Origin of the sequence: Pseudomonas sp. PNPG3 (assembly GCF_023093815.1) — a bacterium.
Lineage (GTDB): Bacteria > Pseudomonadota > Gammaproteobacteria > Pseudomonadales > Pseudomonadaceae > Aquipseudomonas > Aquipseudomonas asiatica.
This window is the reverse complement of sequence record NZ_JALLKV010000013.1, coordinates 77,363-94,143: the sequence shown is the minus strand read 5'-3', so window position 1 is coordinate 94,143 and position 16,781 is coordinate 77,363. Positions and strand designations below refer to the sequence as shown.

12 protein-coding genes and 1 riboswitch are annotated in these 16,781 nt (G+C 65.3%); of the genes, 1 reads left to right on the top strand and 11 read right to left on the bottom strand.

Features of this window, described 5'->3' with window-relative positions:
• Positions 1-16: 16 nt before the first annotated feature.
• Positions 17-3,163: a CusA/CzcA family heavy metal efflux RND transporter gene (locus MJ643_RS11610; protein WP_247726810.1), complete on the top strand. Its 3,147-nt coding sequence runs from the start codon at positions 17-19 to the stop codon at positions 3,161-3,163.
• A 114-nt stretch (positions 3,164-3,277) separates the two neighbouring features.
• Here the strand turns inward: MJ643_RS11610 and MJ643_RS11605 are convergent, their stop codons facing one another.
• The 11 genes from MJ643_RS11605 to MJ643_RS11555 all read right to left on the bottom strand — a co-directional run bounded on the left by MJ643_RS11605 (position 3,278) and on the right by MJ643_RS11555 (position 16,578).
• Positions 3,278-4,615, bottom strand: coding sequence for an MFS transporter (locus MJ643_RS11605; protein WP_024086666.1), 1,338 nt, complete (start codon positions 4,613-4,615; stop codon positions 3,278-3,280).
• Between the two features lie 329 nt (positions 4,616-4,944).
• Complete coding sequence (locus MJ643_RS11600) at positions 4,945-7,095, bottom strand: TonB-dependent receptor (RefSeq protein WP_024086667.1); 2,151 nt, start codon at positions 7,093-7,095, stop codon at positions 4,945-4,947.
• A 70-nt stretch (positions 7,096-7,165) separates the two neighbouring features.
• On the bottom strand, positions 7,166-7,576 hold the full coding sequence (locus MJ643_RS11595; protein ID WP_013971980.1) for a DUF2946 family protein: 411 nt from the start codon (positions 7,574-7,576) through the stop codon (positions 7,166-7,168).
• Positions 7,577-7,659: 83 nt separating this feature from the next.
• Positions 7,660-8,436 carry a ParA family protein gene (locus MJ643_RS11590; protein WP_024086669.1) on the bottom strand — a complete coding sequence of 259 codons (777 nt, stop codon included), beginning with the start codon at positions 8,434-8,436 and terminating at the stop codon, positions 7,660-7,662.
• A gap of 228 nt (positions 8,437-8,664) precedes the next feature.
• Entirely contained in the window at positions 8,665-10,236 is a 1,572-nt protein-coding gene (locus MJ643_RS11585) for a sensor domain-containing diguanylate cyclase (protein WP_024086670.1), read from the bottom strand.
• Between the two features lie 78 nt (positions 10,237-10,314).
• Entirely contained in the window at positions 10,315-10,794 is a 480-nt protein-coding gene (locus MJ643_RS11580) for a hypothetical protein (protein ID WP_247726809.1), read from the bottom strand.
• Between the two features lie 111 nt (positions 10,795-10,905).
• Positions 10,906-12,246 carry an OprD family porin gene (locus MJ643_RS11575; RefSeq protein WP_024086672.1) on the bottom strand — a complete coding sequence of 447 codons (1,341 nt, stop codon included), beginning with the start codon at positions 12,244-12,246 and terminating at the stop codon, positions 10,906-10,908.
• Positions 12,247-12,262: 16 nt separating this feature from the next.
• Entirely contained in the window at positions 12,263-13,051 is a 789-nt protein-coding gene (locus MJ643_RS11570) for an ABC transporter ATP-binding protein (protein ID WP_024086673.1), read from the bottom strand.
• Positions 13,048-14,064 carry an iron ABC transporter permease gene (locus MJ643_RS11565; protein ID WP_196184730.1) on the bottom strand — a complete coding sequence of 339 codons (1,017 nt, stop codon included), beginning with the start codon at positions 14,062-14,064 and terminating at the stop codon, positions 13,048-13,050. Before MJ643_RS11565 ends, MJ643_RS11570 begins: the two co-directional genes overlap by 4 nt.
• Positions 14,064-15,074 (bottom strand): ABC transporter substrate-binding protein, encoded by a 1,011-nt coding sequence (locus MJ643_RS11560; protein WP_024086675.1) that lies wholly within the window; start codon positions 15,072-15,074, stop codon positions 14,064-14,066. Before MJ643_RS11560 ends, MJ643_RS11565 begins: the two co-directional genes overlap by 1 nt.
• Before the next feature lie 110 nt (positions 15,075-15,184).
• Positions 15,185-15,383: riboswitch (cobalamin riboswitch) on the bottom strand.
• Positions 15,384-15,411: 28 nt separating this feature from the next.
• Entirely contained in the window at positions 15,412-16,578 is a 1,167-nt protein-coding gene (locus MJ643_RS11555; RefSeq protein ID WP_247726808.1) for a DUF1624 domain-containing protein, read from the bottom strand.
• Positions 16,579-16,781: the final 203 nt, after the last annotated feature.

The following is a 16,781-nucleotide window of genomic DNA, read 5'->3' as shown; positions in this document are numbered from 1 at the left end:
TCACGGGAACGCCTGCATGTTCGAACGCCTGATCCAATTCGCCATCGAGCAGCGCCTGGTGGTGATGCTGGCCGTGGTCCTGATGGCCGCGGTGGGTATCCACAGCTACCAGAAACTGCCGATCGACGCTGTACCGGACATCACCAACGTCCAGGTGCAGATCAATACCGCCGCGCCCGGCTATTCGCCGCTGGAGACCGAGCAGCGCATCACCTTCGCCATCGAGACCGCCATGGCCGGCCTGCCCGGGCTCAAGCAAACCCGCTCGCTGTCGCGCTCGGGCCTGTCGCAGGTCACGGTCATTTTCGACGACGGCACCGACCTGTTCTTCGCCCGCCAACTGGTCAACGAGCGCCTGCAAGTGGCGCGTGAGCAGTTGCCCGGCGGCATCGAAGCGGGCATGGGGCCGATTTCCACCGGGCTGGGTGAAATCTTCCTGTGGACGGTGGAAGCCGAGCAGGACGCGCTGAAGGAAGACGGCACGCCCTACACCCCGTCCGACTTGCGGGTAATCCAGGACTGGATCATCAAGCCGCAGCTGCGCAACGTGCCCGGGGTCGCCGAGGTCAACAGCATCGGCGGCCATGCCAGGCAATACCTGATTGCACCGGAGCCCAAGCGCCTGGCGGCCTACAAACTCACCTTCAACGACCTGATCGCGGCGCTGGAGCGCAACAACGCCAACGTCGGCGCCGGCTACATCGAGCGCAATGGCGAGCAGTTGCTGATTCGCGCGCCAGGCCAGGTGGCCTCGGCCGAAGACATCGCCAACATCGTCATCTCCAGTGTCGATGGCACGCCAATCCGCGTCAGCCATGTTGCTCAGGTTGGCCTGGGCGAAGAGCTGCGCTCGGGCGCGGCCACCGAAAACGGCCGGGAAGTGGTGCTGGGCACGGTGTTCATGCTGATTGGCGAGAACAGCCGCACGGTGGCCCAGGCGGTCGCCGCCAAGCTGGTCGAGATCAACCGCAACCTGCCCAAGGGCGTGGTCGCGGTGACGGTGTACGACCGCACCAACCTGGTGGAAAAGGCCATCGCCACGGTGAAGAAGAACCTGGTCGAAGGCGCCATCCTGGTCATCGCCGTGTTGTTCCTGTTCCTGGGCAACATCCGCGCTGCATTGATCACCGCCATGGTCATTCCGTTGTCGATGCTGTTTACCTTCACCGGCATGTTCAGCAACAAGGTCAGCGCCAACCTGATGAGCCTGGGCGCACTGGACTTCGGCATCATCGTCGACGGCGCGGTGGTGATCGTGGAAAACGCCATCCGCCGCCTGGCCCACGCCCAGCAACGCCATGGCCGCATGCTGACCCGCACCGAGCGCTTCCATGAAGTGTTCGCTGCCGCCCGTGAGGCGCGCCGGCCGCTGATCTACGGCCAGCTGATCATCATGGTGGTGTACCTGCCGATCTTTGCCCTGACCGGGGTGGAGGGCAAGATGTTCCACCCTATGGCCTTTACCGTGGTCATCGCCCTGCTTGGTGCCATGATCCTCTCGGTTACCTTCGTGCCGGCGGCCATTGCCCTGTTCGTCACCGGCAAGGTCAAGGAAGAGGAAGGCCTGGTAATGCGCACGGCGCGTCAGCGCTATGCCCCGGTGCTGGCCTGGGTGCTGGGCCGGCGCAAGCTGGCATTTGCTGCCGCCGCTACCTTGGTGTTGTTGTCCGGGGTGATGGCCAGCCGCATGGGTAGCGAGTTCATCCCCAGCCTCAGCGAAGGCGACTTTGCCCTGCAGGCCCTGCGCGTCCCGGGCACCAGCCTGTCGCAGTCGGTCGACATGCAGCAGCGCCTGGAACAGGCGATCATCGCCCAGGTGCCGGAAGTGGAACGGGTGTTCGCCCGCACCGGCACCGCCGAGATCGCCTCCGACCCGATGCCGCCGAACATTTCCGACGCCTATGTGATGCTGCGCCCGCGTGAGCAATGGGCCGACCCGGGCAAGCCGCGTGATGAGCTGATCGCCGAGGTACAACGCGCCGCCGCCAGCGTGCCGGGCAGCAACCACGAGCTGTCGCAGCCGATCCAGCTGCGCTTCAACGAGCTGATTTCCGGTGTGCGCAGCGATGTAGCGGTGAAGCTGTTCGGTGATGACATGGACGTGCTCAACCGCACCGCAGCGCAGATCGCCAGCAGCCTGCAAGGCGTGCCGGGCGCGTCCGAGGTAAAGGTCGAGCAGACTACCGGCCTGCCGGTGCTGACCATCGATATCGACCGCGACAAGGCGGCCCGACATGGCCTTAACGTGGGTGATGTGCAGGACGCCATTGCCATTGCCGTGGGTGGTCGCACGGCCGGCACGCTGTACGAAGGTGACCGCCGTTTCGACATGGTGGTGCGCCTGTCGGAAACCCTGCGCACCGATGTCGACGGGCTGGCCAGCCTGCTGATTCCGGTGCCGGCCAGTGCTGCTGCGGGTGCCGGGCAAATCGGCTTCATTCCGCTGTCGCAGGTGGCCACGCTGAACCTGCAGCTGGGACCGAACCAGGTCAGCCGCGAGGACGGCAAGCGGGTGGTGGTGGTCAGTGCCAACGTGCGCGGGCGTGACCTGGGCTCGTTCGTCGAGGAGGCAGAACAGACGCTGATCCAGCAGGTGCAGATACCGCCGGGTTACTGGACCCGCTGGGGCGGCCAGTTCGAGCAGCTGCAGTCGGCGGCCGAGCGCCTGCAGGTGGTGGTGCCGGTGGCCTTGCTGTTGGTCATGGCGCTGTTGCTGATGATGTTCAACAACCTCAGGGATGGCCTGCTGGTGTTCACCGGCATCCCGTTCGCCCTTACCGGTGGGGTGCTGGCGCTGTGGTTGCGGGACATTCCGTTGTCCATATCCGCTGGCGTGGGGTTCATTGCCTTGTCAGGGGTGGCGGTGCTCAACGGGCTGGTGATGATCGCCTTTATCCGTAGCTTGCGGGAGGAGGGGCGCACGCTGCGGGCAGCGGTCGAGGAGGGCGCGCTGACGCGCTTGCGGCCGGTGCTGATGACGGCACTGGTGGCGTCGCTGGGGTTCATCCCGATGGCCTTGGCTACCGGGACCGGGGCCGAGGTGCAAAGGCCGCTGGCGACCGTGGTGATTGGCGGGATTCTGTCGTCCACCGCACTGACTTTGCTGGTGTTGCCGGCGTTGTATCAGTGGGCGTATCGGCGCGAAGAGGTGCAGGAGGGTTGAGACCCCGGGGCCGCTTTGCGGCCCATCGCGACACAAGGCCGCTCCTACAGGTATACGCGTTCCCCTGTAGGAGCGGCCTTGTGTCGCGATGGGCTGCAAAGCAGCCCCAAAGTATCAAACAGTACGACGAGCCCCAGCCCTCGCATCGTTGCCTCCAGCCTCATCATGCAACGAAATCCGCGAAGTCTCCGGCAACGCCAACCCTCCCACCAAGGCCACCAGCGCAATCACCACCAGGTAGAACGCAGGTGCCAGGCTGCTGCCGGTCTGCCCGATCAGCCAGGTTGCAACCAGCGGCGCGGTACCGCCAAACAGCGTATAGGCCACGTTGTAGGTAATTGCCGAAGCGGTATAGCGGGTGCGGGTAGGGAAGCTTTCCGAGAGCAATGCCGCCGTGACAACACCACTGCACAACGCCCCCACCGCCAGCAGGATCACCCCCAGCAGCGCGCCGGACATCGAGCCGGAGCTGGCCAGCCAGTACGCCGGGAACACGCACAGCATCACCCACAGGCAGGTGAAGCCGATGGTCTTGCGCCGGCCGACGCGGTCCGAGAACGCCCCGGCCAGCGGGCAGCCGACCGCGGCGAACAGCAAGGCCACGGTGGTTACCAGCAGCGATTGCGCGCGGGTCAGGTTGCCGACCAGTTGCAGGTAGGTGGCGAAGTAGGTGGTGAACATGTAGAACGACAGCGCGGTCAGCGAGATGAAGGCCCCCAGGTTGCGGATCGCCCGGCCATGGTTGCGCAGGGTTTCCTTGAGTGGCGAATGTTCATGCTCCTTGTCCTGGGCGATGGCTTCGCGGAACGCCGGGGTTTCTTCCATGCGCCAGCGCAGGTACAGGCCGACCAACCCCAGCGGCGCGGCGATCAAGAACGGGATGCGCCAGCCCCAGGCGTTCATCGCCTCGGCCGACAGGCTGGCTTCCAGGCCATAGGCGATCACTGCCGCGCAGGCAAAGGCGGAAAAGGTCGACACCGGCACGAAGCTGCCATAGAAGGCGCGCTTGTCGTTGGGCGCGTGCTCCATCAGGTAGGCGCAGGCCCCGGCATACTCGCCTCCGGCAGAAAAGCCCTGCAGGCAGCGCGCCAGGGTCAGCAGCGCGGGGGCTGCCAGGCCGATGCTGGCGTAGGTCGGCAGCAGGCCGATGAGGGTAGTGGAGCCGGCCATCAGCAGGATGGTCAGCGACAGGATGCGCTTGCGCCCCAGGCGGTCACCCAGCGCGCCGAACACGATGCCGCCCAGCGGGCGCAGGGCGAAGGCCACGGCGAACACCGCAAAGGTCTTGAGCAAGGCCACGCTGGCGTCTTCGCTGGCGAAGAACTGGCTGGCGATCAGGGTTGCGAGAAAGCCGTAGACGGCGAAGTCGAACCATTCGACGAAATTGCCGATGGCCGAGGCGGCGATTACCCGGCGCAGGGTGGCGGGGGATACCTCGTGAGGTGTGGGCATGCGAGTGCTCTCCGGTTCCATTGGCAGGCATGATGAAAGTGGCGCTGTCGTGCAGCGCCATCATTGTTGTGCTTGCCAGTAGATCGCCGGGTGCTGGAGGACGCTTTGTCGAGGGCGACCTCGGGATGCCTGATTCAACCGCGAGCTGTTCGCTTGGCACGGTCCACTGTGGGAGCGGCCTTGTGTCGCGAAAGGGCTGCGCAGCAGCCCCCCGATTGCAGCTTCGCCACTGACATCGCCGGGGCCGCTTTGCGGCCCTTTCGCGACGCAAGGCCGCTCCCACAAGAGCCAATGCAGGCCGGGATGTTCATGCAAGACAGGCCATGCGCTCAGAAACGCATGTCCAGCGCCAGTTCGAAGGTGCGCGGCGGCCCCATGTAGTACTGGCTGTTGTAGGCCTGCTTGGCATACACCTCGTCGGTCAGGTTACGTACCCGCCCGGTCAGCGTGGTGTGTTCATCCAGCCGGTAGCGGGCGAACGCGCCGAACAGGGTGTACGCCGGGGCCTTGAGGCTGTTGGCGTTGTCGGCATACACCGAGCCCACGTAGCGCGCGTCTGCCCCCAACGACCACGCCGGGGTCAGGCTGTAGTTCAGCCACAGGTTGGCGACGTTGGCCGGTACGTTCACCGGGGCGTTGCCCTTGCGCGATACCGACACGCCGTTGACCGCCTCGTTGAACTCGTCGTACTGCGCATCGACATAGGCATAGTTGGCCTCGGCCAGCAGCTTCGGCGTCACCTGCAGGCGCCCGGACAGCTCGACGCCACGCGAGGTCTGCTGCCCGGCCTGGACCGTGAGGTTGGCATCGTTGGAGTCGCGCACGGCAAAGTCCTTGCGCACGATCTGGTACAGCGCCAGCGTGGCCGCACCGCGCCCGTCGAGAAAGTCGAACTTGCTGCCCACTTCCCACTGCTCGCCCTTGGACAGGTCGAACATCCCGACGTTGGAATAGGTCGCCGCCGCCAGCGAGCCTGCCGGCAGGTCGGCAGAGGTACTGTACTGCGCATAGACGCTGGCGGACGGGGTCAGCGCATAAGTCAGGCCGATACGCCCGGAAAGCGGTTCCCAGCGGCGTTCGAAGAACGCCGGCGAGGTTGGCGTCACCGCGCCGTAGTTGGTCACCTGCATGTCCAGGTAGTCGTAGCGCAGGGCGGTCAGCAGGGCCAGGCGTTCGGTGAGTTGCAGGCGGTTTTCGGCAAACACCGCGCGGTTGGTCACCTCGTGACGGCGTTGCTTGGTCAGGCCGGCATTCACCCCGGGGATGTCGTCGAAGCTGCCGGGGGCGAAGTGCTCGGCATCGACCACGTCGCTCCAGCTGCTTGAGGTGGGGTAGAGGGTCTGGCGCATGCGCGAGTACTCCAGCCCCAGCGACCACTGGCTGGCCAGGCCGAACAGCTGGTTGTCGTGGCGCAGCTCGATGCGGTCACCCAGCAGGTTCTGGTCGTGGCGCTGCAGGTAAGGGCTGCTGCGTCGTACCTTGCCATCGCTGGTGTAGCTGTAGCGTTCGAGGTTGCGGTAGTCGCGCTGGGCGTTGTAGTGGTACAGCGTGTTCTGCACGCTGGTGCTGTCGCTGAGCTGGTAGTCGAGGATCGAGCGTAGCCAGCGTACCCGCTGCTCATAGCGGCCGTCGCCGACGTTGTAGTTTTCGAAGCGGCGGCTGTTGTCGATCTTCATCGTGCTGCGCCCGGGCAGGATCGGCGAGCCCCAGTAAGGGCTGTCTTCGCGGTCTTCCTGGTATTCCAGGGCCAGGGTGTGGGTGAGGTTGGGCGTGAGGTCGCTCAGCAACGAAAAAGCCAGGCTGTCTGTGTGCCGTTCGTTGCGGTCGATGTAGCCGTTGCCATGCCCGCGGCTGAAGTCCAGGCGCATGAAGTGGTGGGCATCGGCGGGGTTGCTGGCCAGAGCCTGGTTGATGCCGAACGCCACTTCGCTGTCGTCGAAGCTGCCATGGCGGATACGGCCGTCGATGGTCTGCTGATCGCGGCTGGCCAACTTGGTGATGTAGTTGATCGAGCCGCCGACCGCGCCGGCACCATGCAGGAACGACGACGGGCCGCCAATCAATTCGACGCGGTCGAGTACCCAGGCATCCACTGGCCGGGTGGCGCTGCTGTAGCCCAGGTTGATGCCGTTGTACAACTGGGTGACCTGGTTCTGGGTGAAGCCGCGGTAGGCGACGAAGCCGCCAAAGCCCGGGTTGGCCGAGGCGTTGACGCCGGTCATGGCGTTGATCACGTCCTGGCTGTCCTTGGCGCCGCGCTCTTCGATCAGGCGGCGGTCCGAGACGCTGACCGAGGCTGGCGTTTCCCGCGCGGTGAGGCCCAGGCGCGAGCCAGTGCGGATCGGCTCGTCCAGTTGCACGCCGCTGGCGGCGTCGCGTTCACCGTCGATGGTGGTGGCGCTCAGTTCTACCGGGGCAGCATCCGCCCAGGCAAGGTTGCAGGTGCCCATGAGGAGCACCAGGGAGGTTTTGCGAAGCATGTTGGTGTGTCTTCCACGCAAAGGTCATGGCTGACCGCGAACGCGCACAGTCAGGCGCGCCCGGCTGAGGTCAGGCGAAATGAGGTACGGCTGCGGGGAAGGTGGCAGGGGAGGCGCGGGGGTTGAGGGCGGGGCGTTGATAACGCGGCGGCGGTTGCGCCCAGCTGCGCACCACGATGGGCGAGGTGGCCACGGCTTGCGCCGGGGTGAACGACCAGCCGCTGCTGCTGAGCGGCACGGCCAGGCCGAACGAGGAGCACACCGGGCAATCGAGCTGGGCCATGTGCTGGTCGCCGCCAGCGCCTTCCAGGTCGATGGCTACGCCGTGTTCGCTGTTGATCGAGCAGAAACCGCCTTCCAGGCCGGCCAGGCGCAGGCCACCCATCTGGCCATGGTGCAGGCCACACAGAACCAGGCTGAACAGGACGCTGGCGTAGAGCGTCCAGGCGGTCAGCGTGCGGGTGTGTCGGGTGGTTTTCATGGCGGCGAATCTACCACCCGGACGAACGGTCGGGTAGTGCTTCGGCCTTGATATTTTGCGGCGCTTTGCGCCCCGGGGTTCTGTCAGGCCGCGCGCTCCAGTACATCCAGCAAATCGACGAACTCCAGCGCCAATTTGTGCCGCGGCGCCAGGTGCACCAGCGGCACTGAGGTATGGTGCGACTCACGCATCTTGATCGAATGGCTAAGGTATACCGGCAGCACCGGCATGCCCTCGCTGCGCAATTGCTCGACCAGGGTCTGGTGCAGTGCGGTGCGCCCGGCGAACTGGTTGACCACCACACCTTCCACCTGCAACGCCGGGTTGTGGTCCTGGCGCAGTTCTTCAACCTCGGCCATGACGTTGTGCAGGGCCTGGCGCGAGAAACTGTCGCAGTCGAACGGAATCAACAGCCGCTCGGCCGCTACCAGCGCGCTGAAGGTATAGAAGTTGAGCGCCGGTGGGGTGTCGATGTAGATCCGCTCGTAGTCCTCGCCCAGCTCCACCAGCAGCTTGCGCAGCTTGTTGATCTTGAACTTGCGATCCAGCTTCCCTTGCAGGTCGCTGAGGTCGGGGCTGGCGGTGACCAGGTGCAGGTTGCGGTAGCGGGTCTCGGTGATCGCCACCCGGTGCTTCTTGCCGGCAGCGGTGACCGGCGACAAGGTCTGGCGGAAGAAATCGGCGATGCCGGAAGGAATAGCGTCATTGACCAGCCCGGTCAGGTAGTAGGTGGCATTGGCCTGCGGGTCGAGGTCGACCAGCAAGGTCCGGTAGCCTTCGGCGGCACTGGCTGCGGCCAGGTTGCAGGCGATGCTGGACTTGCCGACGCCACCTTTCTGATTGAAAACCACACGACGCATCAGACGTTCATCCATGAAGTGAAAATGTCAGGTTGGGGTCAATCCTATGACTGTAACAAGACAGTTTCATGACAATGAATGTTACAACCTGCCCATTCATTATTGTGTGTTCCGGCCCTTTCGCGGGTGAACCCGCTCCTACAGGTTATGCACCGCCCTTGAGGGCTGCGGGGTACCTGTGGGAGCGGGTTTACCCGCGAAGAGGCCGGAACAGACAAGCAAGGGCGCTCAGGCAACAACCACCCGATTGCGCCCCTCCTGCTTGGCCCGGTAAAGCGCCCGGTCAGCCTCGCTGAACGCATCCCCCGGTTCGCTCTCGGCCTCGCCATCCCAATGTGCCACCCCCAGCGACACCGTCACCGCGCCCACCGGCTCCACCGGCGTATCCTGCACCGTTAGCCGCAGCCGCTCGGCCACCCCTGCCGCAACGTCCAGGCTAGCCCCCGGCAGCAGCATCAGGAACTCCTCGCCGCCGGTGCGGCACAGCAGGTCACCCTCGCGGCAGCAGCGGCGCATCAGCTCCGCCAACCGGCGCAACACCTGGTCACCCACCTCGTGCCCGTGGCAGTCGTTTACCCGCTTGAAATGGTCGACATCCAGCACGATGGCCGCAAACGGCCGGCCTTCGGCTTCCAGCAACGACAGGCTGAACTCCAGGCTGCGGCGGTTGCCCAGGCCGGTCAGCGGGTCGGTCTGGGCGTCGCGGTTGAGCCGACCGATGCGTTCATGCAGCAGGTTCAGCCCGAACAGCAGCGCGCGCTTCAACTCGGCCGCCTCGAAATACCAGGCCGGTACCCGATGCAGGCGTTCGGCAGTGCCGGCCCGATCCATCGAGCGGGCGCCGGCGGCCAGCTGCCACAGCGGCCGAGCGATGGTCATGGCCAGCCACCACAGCAGCATGCTGCCCACGAGTGCCAACGGCGCGGAGGTGCCGACCACGTTGAGGATCAGATGGCTCAGTGGCATCACCGTCTGGGTCAGCGGCTGCTGCGCCACCACGCCCCAACCGGCGCTGGGCACGGTGGCGTATCCGGCGAGCATTTCCACGCCGAGGCTGTTGGTCAATTGCCGGGTACCATTGCCCAGGCCCGCCAGCTGGTCGATCAGTGCATTGCCCTCAACCACCGTACCCACCCGCTGACTGTCGGGGTGGTAAAGCAGACGGCGGTTGCGGTCGACCACGTACAGGTAGGAACCGTCCTTGTAGAAATGCTCGCCCAGCAGGCTGTTGAGAATGTTGTGTTCACGCAGGTACAGGCTGCCGCCGACATACCCCAGGTAGCGGCCGTTGCTGTCGTAAATGGGTTGCGACAGCGCCACCACCAGGTTGTTGGCCGCCGAAATGTAGGGCGTCGACACCAGTGGGCGGCGCGCCTGTAGCGCCTCCTGGACACCGGGAGAATGCATGTGCTTGCCGACCAGGTGCCGCAAGGGGGCGGGAGAAACCGCCAGCAGCACCCCGTTGGCATCGATCACGAACGTGGAATTGAAGGCCATGCTCTGGCTCAGGACACGCTCGGCCTCCGCCTGCAGGGCGACGGCGTCACCCAGCTGGCGGCCTTGCACGCCCGCGCTGAACGACAGCTGTTGCAAGGCGTTGCCGATAAAAGTCTCGGTAATGCTGGCCAGCTTCATCGCATACACCCGGTTGGCTTCCAGGGCGTGGTCGATCAGCAATTGGCGTTGCACCCGGTAGCTGGCGAAATAGCTGGCGCACAGCATTACCACGGCAGTAAGGGCGCAAAGCACCAGAATGAGTGTGCGTAGATCCAGGCGCAATCCGTGCTTGGTGTGTGACAATCCTGACCTCGAGTGATCAAAAACCGGCTACGAAATGTGGGCAACATTACGCGTTATGGGCGCAGTGGGGAACTGCGTTCAGGAGCCTGCGTTTTCCAGCGCGTCCAGCTCGTCTTCAACCTGTTGCATGCGCTGCTGCGCCAAGGCCTGCGCCTTTGCGTCGCGGGCCGATTCGCGCATCAGGGCAGTGAGCTTCTCGCTCAGGCGTTTGCCGGCCTCGGTGTCTTCCAGGGCGCGGGCCTTCGCCGGGTCCTGGGTGGCCTCGACGATGGTGGCGAACTCGGCATCGCTGAAGTTCTTTTCGCTGTACAGGCGGAACAGGTCCTGGCGCTGGTCCTCGACCGTCAGGTGCTTGCGCAGCACGCCCTGGATGGTCGCCTGCGACAGCTGCGGGTGCGTGCGGCCGAGCAGCGCGGCCATGCGCTCGATGTTGTGCGTGTAGGCATCCTGCAGCGGAAGCTGGGCCAGGATCTGTTCTTCGCGGGAGGGTTTCTGGTCGCAGGCGGTGAGGGCTGCAGTCAGCAGCAGGGGCAACATCAACTTCTGGAGGCGAGGCATGGTGTGGCCTGGTTGGGCAGTGAGTGCTGCCGATTATACGGCAGTTGTGGTCGCCTGATGGATTTTGCGGGCCGCTGTGCGGCCCCAGGATTTTTCAGGTCACGCGAAACATCAGAACCCACCCCCCAACGGCCATTCCACCGCCAACCGAATCTGGTCCCCATCCAGCTCCGCCTGTGCCGTATTGCCTCGATGCACGTTATGCCGCAGCGAAAACGCGGTGCCCTTGGCCTTGCCGCTCTGCACCACATAGCGTGCCTCAAGGTCGCGCTCCCAATGCTTGCCCCCCTTGCCATACCCCAGGTAGGCATACCCTCCCGCAGGGTCGACATGGGTACCGTCGATATCGAACCCGCGCACGTACAACGCCGTCAGGTTCAACCCCGGCACGCCGTAGGCGCCCATGTTCAGGTCATAGCGCGCCTGCCACGACTTTTCGTTCGGCGCGTTGAAGTCCGACATCTGCACCGCGTTGGCAATGAAGATCGCCCCTCGCGTCACGTAGTCGAATGGCGTGTTGCCGTCCACCTGCTGCCAGCCCAGGCTGAAACCGTGCGGCCCATGGTCGTAACGCGAGACCAGGCTCCAGGTGGTGTTGTCGATGCGCCCGGACAGCGCCTTGCCGGTGTCGGTGGTGCGGTAAAGGTTGAGGTCGAGGGTGAGGCTGCGGCGCTCATCCAGGGCATGGCTTAGGGTGCTGCCCAGGTAATGCTGGTTCCAGCTGTCCTGGTAACGTGAGGTGTACAGGCTGCCGCTGAAGGCGGCGCCGGGGTTCCACACCACGCCGGCCAGGTCGAAGCTGTTGCCTTGGCGGCCATTGGAGTAGTTCACCACGAAGCCTTGGTCGTGGCTGGATGCATTGCGGTCGGCGTTTTCGTTGAAGTGCCCGGCCACCAGCCTGAGGTCGTCGAACTCGGTGCTGTCAAGGAAGAACCCGGTCGCTGTCTCGGGTAGCAGGCGGCTGTCGGATGAACTGAACACCGGGGTCTTGACCCGTTGCTCACCGTAGGACAGCACGGTATCGGCCATGCGCAGTTTCAATGCTGCGCCGGCACGGCTGTATTCGTTCTTCGGGTGCCCCTCGTTATCCACCCCGAGCAAGCGTGCCTTGCCCACGCGCCCGCCGCCGCTGTCGAGTTGCACGCCCAGGTAGGCGTGGGCGTCGACCCCGACACCGATCAGCCCCTGGGTGAAACCGGACCGGAAGGTGCCCATCAGGCCATAGGCCCATTCCTCGGCCTTGCCGCTACGTTCATCGCGCGGCTTGTAGGCGTTGCGCCCGGCACTGTTGCGCCCGCCATGCTTGTAGTCGCGCTGGTCGAATACGCTGCGGTTGAGCAGGCTCCAGCGGCCATCCTCGACAAAACCGTTGCTTTGCGATTGGGCGGAGTCGGCCAGCGCAGGGGGCGCGAGCAGGGCGCTGGCGAGCAGCAGGGCGACAGGGCGCGGCATAGGCAGAACTTCCTGTTCAGGGGGCGCGCAAACGCAAGATGTGCGCGCCGTCGAAGGGGTCGATGAGGTAGTGGGCATGCACGCCGAAAGTGTTCAGCAGGCGCTCGGGGGTGAGCACCTCGAGCGGTTTGCCGAGGGCGACCAGTCGGCCTTTGTCGAGCACCGCTACGCGGTCGCAGGTGAGCGCCTGATTGAGGTCGTGCAGGGCCACCAGGGTGGTCACCGGCAAGGCCTGCACCTGTTGCAACAGGCTCAGCTGGTGCTGGATATCCAGGTGGTTGGTCGGCTCGTCCAGCAGCAGCACCTGCGGCCGCTGTGCCAGGGCTCGGGCGATGTGCACCCGCTGGCGCTCGCCCCCGGACAGCGACCCCCAAAGGCGTGCGCGCAGGTGCAAAGCGTCGAGGTCGGCCAGGGCCTGCTCGACGATCGCGCGGTCTTCCCGGGAGAACGGCGCCAGCACCGACAGCCAGGGGGTGCGGCCCAGGGCAACGGCATCGAACACGCTGATCGCATCGAGGGTGTCGGCCTGCTGTTCGACCAGCGCCAAGGCCTGGGCTACACGGCGGCGGGGCAACTGTGCCAGCGGTTCGCCCAGCAACTGCACGCTGCCGTTGCCTGGCTTGCGCAGCCCGGCCAGCACCTTCAGCAGCGAGGACTTGCCGGAACCGTTGGGGCCGACGATGCCCAGGGTTTCACCGGCGACAACGCTCAGTTCGATATCGCTGAGCACGGTATTGCCGGCCAGTTGCAGCCCCAGGTTCTGGCAACTCAAGGGGGCCAGCTGTAGCGCCGTCATGACCGTCATGGGCGCCCCCGGCGGCTGACCAGGATCAGCGCGAAGACCGGTGCGCCGAGCAGAGCCGTGACTACGCCCACGGGGATCACCTGGCCAGGGATCAAGATGCGCGACAGGATGTCGGCGGTAATCAGGAACAGTGCTCCGCCCAGTGCGCTGGCGGGCAGCAGGCGGCTGTGCCCGGGGCCGAGCAGCAGGCGCAGGGCATGGGGGATCACCAGCCCGACAAAACCGATGGCGCCGACGATGGACACCATCACCGCGGTCACCAGCGCCGCGCAGCTGATCAGCAGCAACTGGGTACGCCGCACCGGGATGCCCAGCGACGCCGCCGAGTCGGCACCGAAGGTGAAGGCATCCAAGGCACGGCGATGCCACAGGCACACCAACAGCCCGAACAGTACAACTGGCACGGCCAGCCACACCGAAGGCCAACGTACGCCACTGAGGTTACCCAGCAGCCAGAACAGGATGCCGCGCGCCTGCTCGGCGGTGGCCGACATGGTGATGAGGAAGGCGGTAAGGGCGTTGAACAGTTGCGAGCCGGCGATCCCGGCAAGGATCACCTGGGCATTGTTGCTGCTGGGGCCGGCTGCCCGGGCCAGCAACAGTACCAAAGCGAACGCTGCCAGGGCACCGATGAACGCGCCGCCGGACATGCTCAGCGCCAGGCTGCCGAAGCCCAGCAGGCCCACCAGCACCGCACCGGTCGAGGCGCCGGCAGACAGCCCCAGCAGGTAAGGCTCGGCCAACGGGTTGCGCAACAGTGCCTGGAGGATCACGCCGCAGGTGGCCAGGCCGGCGCCGCAGGCCGCGGCAACCAGGGTGCGGGGCAGGCGGTAGTTCCAGACGATGCCGGCGTCGATCGGGTCGACCGGGTAGCCGGCCTGCCACAGTTGGTTGGCCAGTACCTGGCCGACCACGCCGGGCGACAGGTTGGTTTCGCCGATGGCGGTGCCGGCCAGCAGGGCCGCCAACAGGGCGGCCAGGGCAACGGCGATGCAGGGTAGCAGGCGCATCATCACTGGGCTGCTTTGCCGCTGGCGAAGGCGGCGGCCAGTGTCTGCAGGCCGCTGAACAAGCGAATGCCGGCCTGCATGGCGTCGGCGTCGAGGATGATGATGCGGTCGTGCTTCACCGCGTCCATGTTGCGCGTTACCGGGTCGCTACGCAGGAATGCCAGCTTCTTCTGGTAGTCGTCGGCGGGGTAGCGGCGGCGGTCCATGCGGGCAATGATCAGCCAGGTGGGGTTGGCCTTGGCCAGGGTTTCCCAGCCTACGGTCGGCCATTCTTCGCTGGACTCGACCACGTTGCGCACGCCAAGGGTGCGCAGCATGAAGTCGGCGACCCCCTGACGGCCCGCCACATAGGGGTCGATGTGCAGATCGGCGCTGGAGAACCAGAACAGCGCCGAGGTGGCGGACAGGTCGTTGTCGGCCAGTTGCGCCTTGGCACTGTCCAGGCGGCCTCTGAGCTCGGCATTCAGGGCCGTGCCACGGTCCTGCACGTCGAAGATTGCCGCCAGCTGGCTGACGCTCTTGTAGATAGTGTCGACCTGGAACGCCTGCAGGCGGGTGCCATCGGCACCCACCAGGTTGTCCTTGCCTTCGCAGTCCGATGGCAGCAGGTAGGTGGGGATGCCCAGTTCATCGAACTGTTCGCGGGTGGCGACCGCCCCCTGGGCACCGACCATCCATTCGAACTGCACCGTCACCAGTTGCGGGCGCTTGCCCACTACCGCCTCGAAGCTGGGCTCGTTGTCGGCCAGGCGCGGCACCTTGGCGTTCTGCACCTGATACTCGGGCAGCACATTGTTGAACCACAGCGAGGTGGCCGCCAGTTTGTCGCCCAGCCCCAGCGCGTAGAGCATCTCGGTACTGGCCTGGCCAATGGTGACCGCGCGTTGCGGCGCCTGGGCGAAGGTTTGCGGCTTGCCGCAGTTGTCGACCGTCAGCGGGTAGTGGGTGGCAGCAGCCTGGGCCAGGCCGGTGAGGCCGAGGCCGGCGAGCAGGGTGGCAAAACGGGGCAGCATGCTGGGCGATCTCCTATCGGACAGTTCGGGTGAGGAACGCACGGACAGGCATCGCCGAGCCCCCGCTGGCGGCAGGGGCAACACTGATGGCCAATCCCGGACACCCCGCCGGTTGGTGAATGTAGGCCGGCAGGTCTCCTGACTGGTGCGTCATGGCCTGGCTCCGGCCTTCCCGGGTTCGTGGCCCAGTGGCATCGATGGAGCAGGCTCGGCACCTACAGTTGCGGGGGCAGTTCCGTTTGGCCCGAATTGGCGGGCCTGGGATTCCCTATTGATTCCGTGGTGGAAACCGGCGGCCGGCATGGTAGACCATCGTGCCGCCGGGTGAAAACGCTTTTCAGAAGTACTTCAGCCAGGTGATGTCGCGCCGCCGCGCCTTCAGGCGGGCGAACCAGCGCACCGGCAGGTACAGCGAAACCGCCAGCAGCACTGCCCCCAGCCACACGGCGGCGATGCCGTCGAAGCCGAAGTAGTCGCCATGGTTGCGGCCGAACAGCGCCACGCTGGTCAGGTACAGCAGCTTCAGCACATACAGGTGCAGCAGGTAGAAGAACATCGGTGCCGCGCCGAACACCGCCAGGGCACTGATCCAGCGAGCCTGGCCGGCGCGTTCGAAGGCGCGCAGCAACAGCAGGCCACAGCCCAGGGTCAGGGCCAGGAACAGCAGCGATGGCGGGTACTTGGTGATGTTGAAGAAGCTCATCAGGGTTTGCGTGACGGTCGGGTAAACGCTCCATGGCGCCTCGCCGTAGCCGTTGACCAGGCGCAACACGACAAAGCCCAGCAGCGCGATCAGCCCGGCCAGCAGCAGGCGATGCTGGCGTTGGCCGGCCTCGCTCGCGCGGGCGAACCAAGGGCCCAGGCCGTAGCCCAGGGCGATGACCCCGATCCACGGCAGCACGGGGTAGGAGGTGCGCAGGCGCAGGCTTTCGGAGAACTCCAGCCAGCCCCGGTCATGCAGGATCGCCCATGGCACGTGCAGGGCGGATTCGACGCCGAAGTGCAGACCATCGAGCAGGTTGTGGCCGGCGATGATGATTGCGCCCACGGCGATCAGGGCGGCACGTGGCAACCACACCAGCAGCGACAGGGCGATCATGCTCACGCCGATGGCCCAGATCACTTGCAGGTAGATGACGCTGGGCGGTAGCTGGAAGGTCCAGGCGAAATTGACCAGGGTGAACTCCAGCACCACCAGGAACAGCCCGCGCTTGAACAGGAACGCCGAGACATCGCCGCGGCCCTGGTGTTTCTCGCCGTACAGCCAGGCTGAAAGGCCGGTCAGCAAGACGAACACCGGCGCGCACAGATGGGCCAGGGTGCGGCTGAAGAACAGCGTGGGCTCGGTGGTATCAATGGCCATCGGGTCACTGACCTGGCGGTGCAGAAAGAAGGTTTCACGAACGTGGTCCAGGAGCATGAACAGGATTACCAGGCCGCGCAGGGCGTCGATGCTCTGCAGGCGCTGGGTGAGCAGGGTGGGGGTGGCACTGGCGCTTGTCATGGGAGGTCGCTGATAGGAATGGATGTCAACTGAAACGTTATCTTATAACTAAAGTGTGACGGGACGGTAGATGTTTTTGTGCTACCTGTGCCGGCCTCTTCGCGGGTAAACCCGCTCCTACAGGGATATCACAGAATTCGAATACGGTGAGGTCCCTGTAGGAGCGGGTTTACCCGCGAAGAGGCCGGTGCAGGCAGTTCAGA

What these genes read in the sequence shown, in the direction of transcription:
- MJ643_RS11610 (WP_247726810.1), top strand. Translation starts at nt 17, where the DNA reads ATGTTCGAACGCCTGATCCAATTCGCCATCGAGCAGCGCCTGGTGGTG.
- MJ643_RS11605 (WP_024086666.1), bottom strand. Translation starts at nt 4,615, where the DNA reads ATGCCCACACCTCACGAGGTATCCCCCGCCACCCTGCGCCGGGTAATC.
- MJ643_RS11600 (WP_024086667.1), bottom strand. Translation starts at nt 7,095, where the DNA reads ATGCTTCGCAAAACCTCCCTGGTGCTCCTCATGGGCACCTGCAACCTT.
- MJ643_RS11595 (WP_013971980.1), bottom strand. Translation starts at nt 7,576, where the DNA reads ATGAAAACCACCCGACACACCCGCACGCTGACCGCCTGGACGCTCTAC.
- MJ643_RS11590 (WP_024086669.1), bottom strand. Translation starts at nt 8,436, where the DNA reads ATGCGTCGTGTGGTTTTCAATCAGAAAGGTGGCGTCGGCAAGTCCAGC.
- MJ643_RS11580 (WP_247726809.1), bottom strand. Translation starts at nt 10,794, where the DNA reads ATGCCTCGCCTCCAGAAGTTGATGTTGCCCCTGCTGCTGACTGCAGCC.
- MJ643_RS11575 (WP_024086672.1), bottom strand. Translation starts at nt 12,246, where the DNA reads ATGCCGCGCCCTGTCGCCCTGCTGCTCGCCAGCGCCCTGCTCGCGCCC.
- MJ643_RS11570 (WP_024086673.1), bottom strand. Translation starts at nt 13,051, where the DNA reads ATGACGGTCATGACGGCGCTACAGCTGGCCCCCTTGAGTTGCCAGAAC.
- MJ643_RS11565 (WP_196184730.1), bottom strand. Translation starts at nt 14,064, where the DNA reads ATGATGCGCCTGCTACCCTGCATCGCCGTTGCCCTGGCCGCCCTGTTG.
- MJ643_RS11560 (WP_024086675.1), bottom strand. Translation starts at nt 15,074, where the DNA reads ATGCTGCCCCGTTTTGCCACCCTGCTCGCCGGCCTCGGCCTCACCGGC.
- MJ643_RS11555 (WP_247726808.1), bottom strand. Translation starts at nt 16,578, where the DNA reads ATGACAAGCGCCAGTGCCACCCCCACCCTGCTCACCCAGCGCCTGCAG.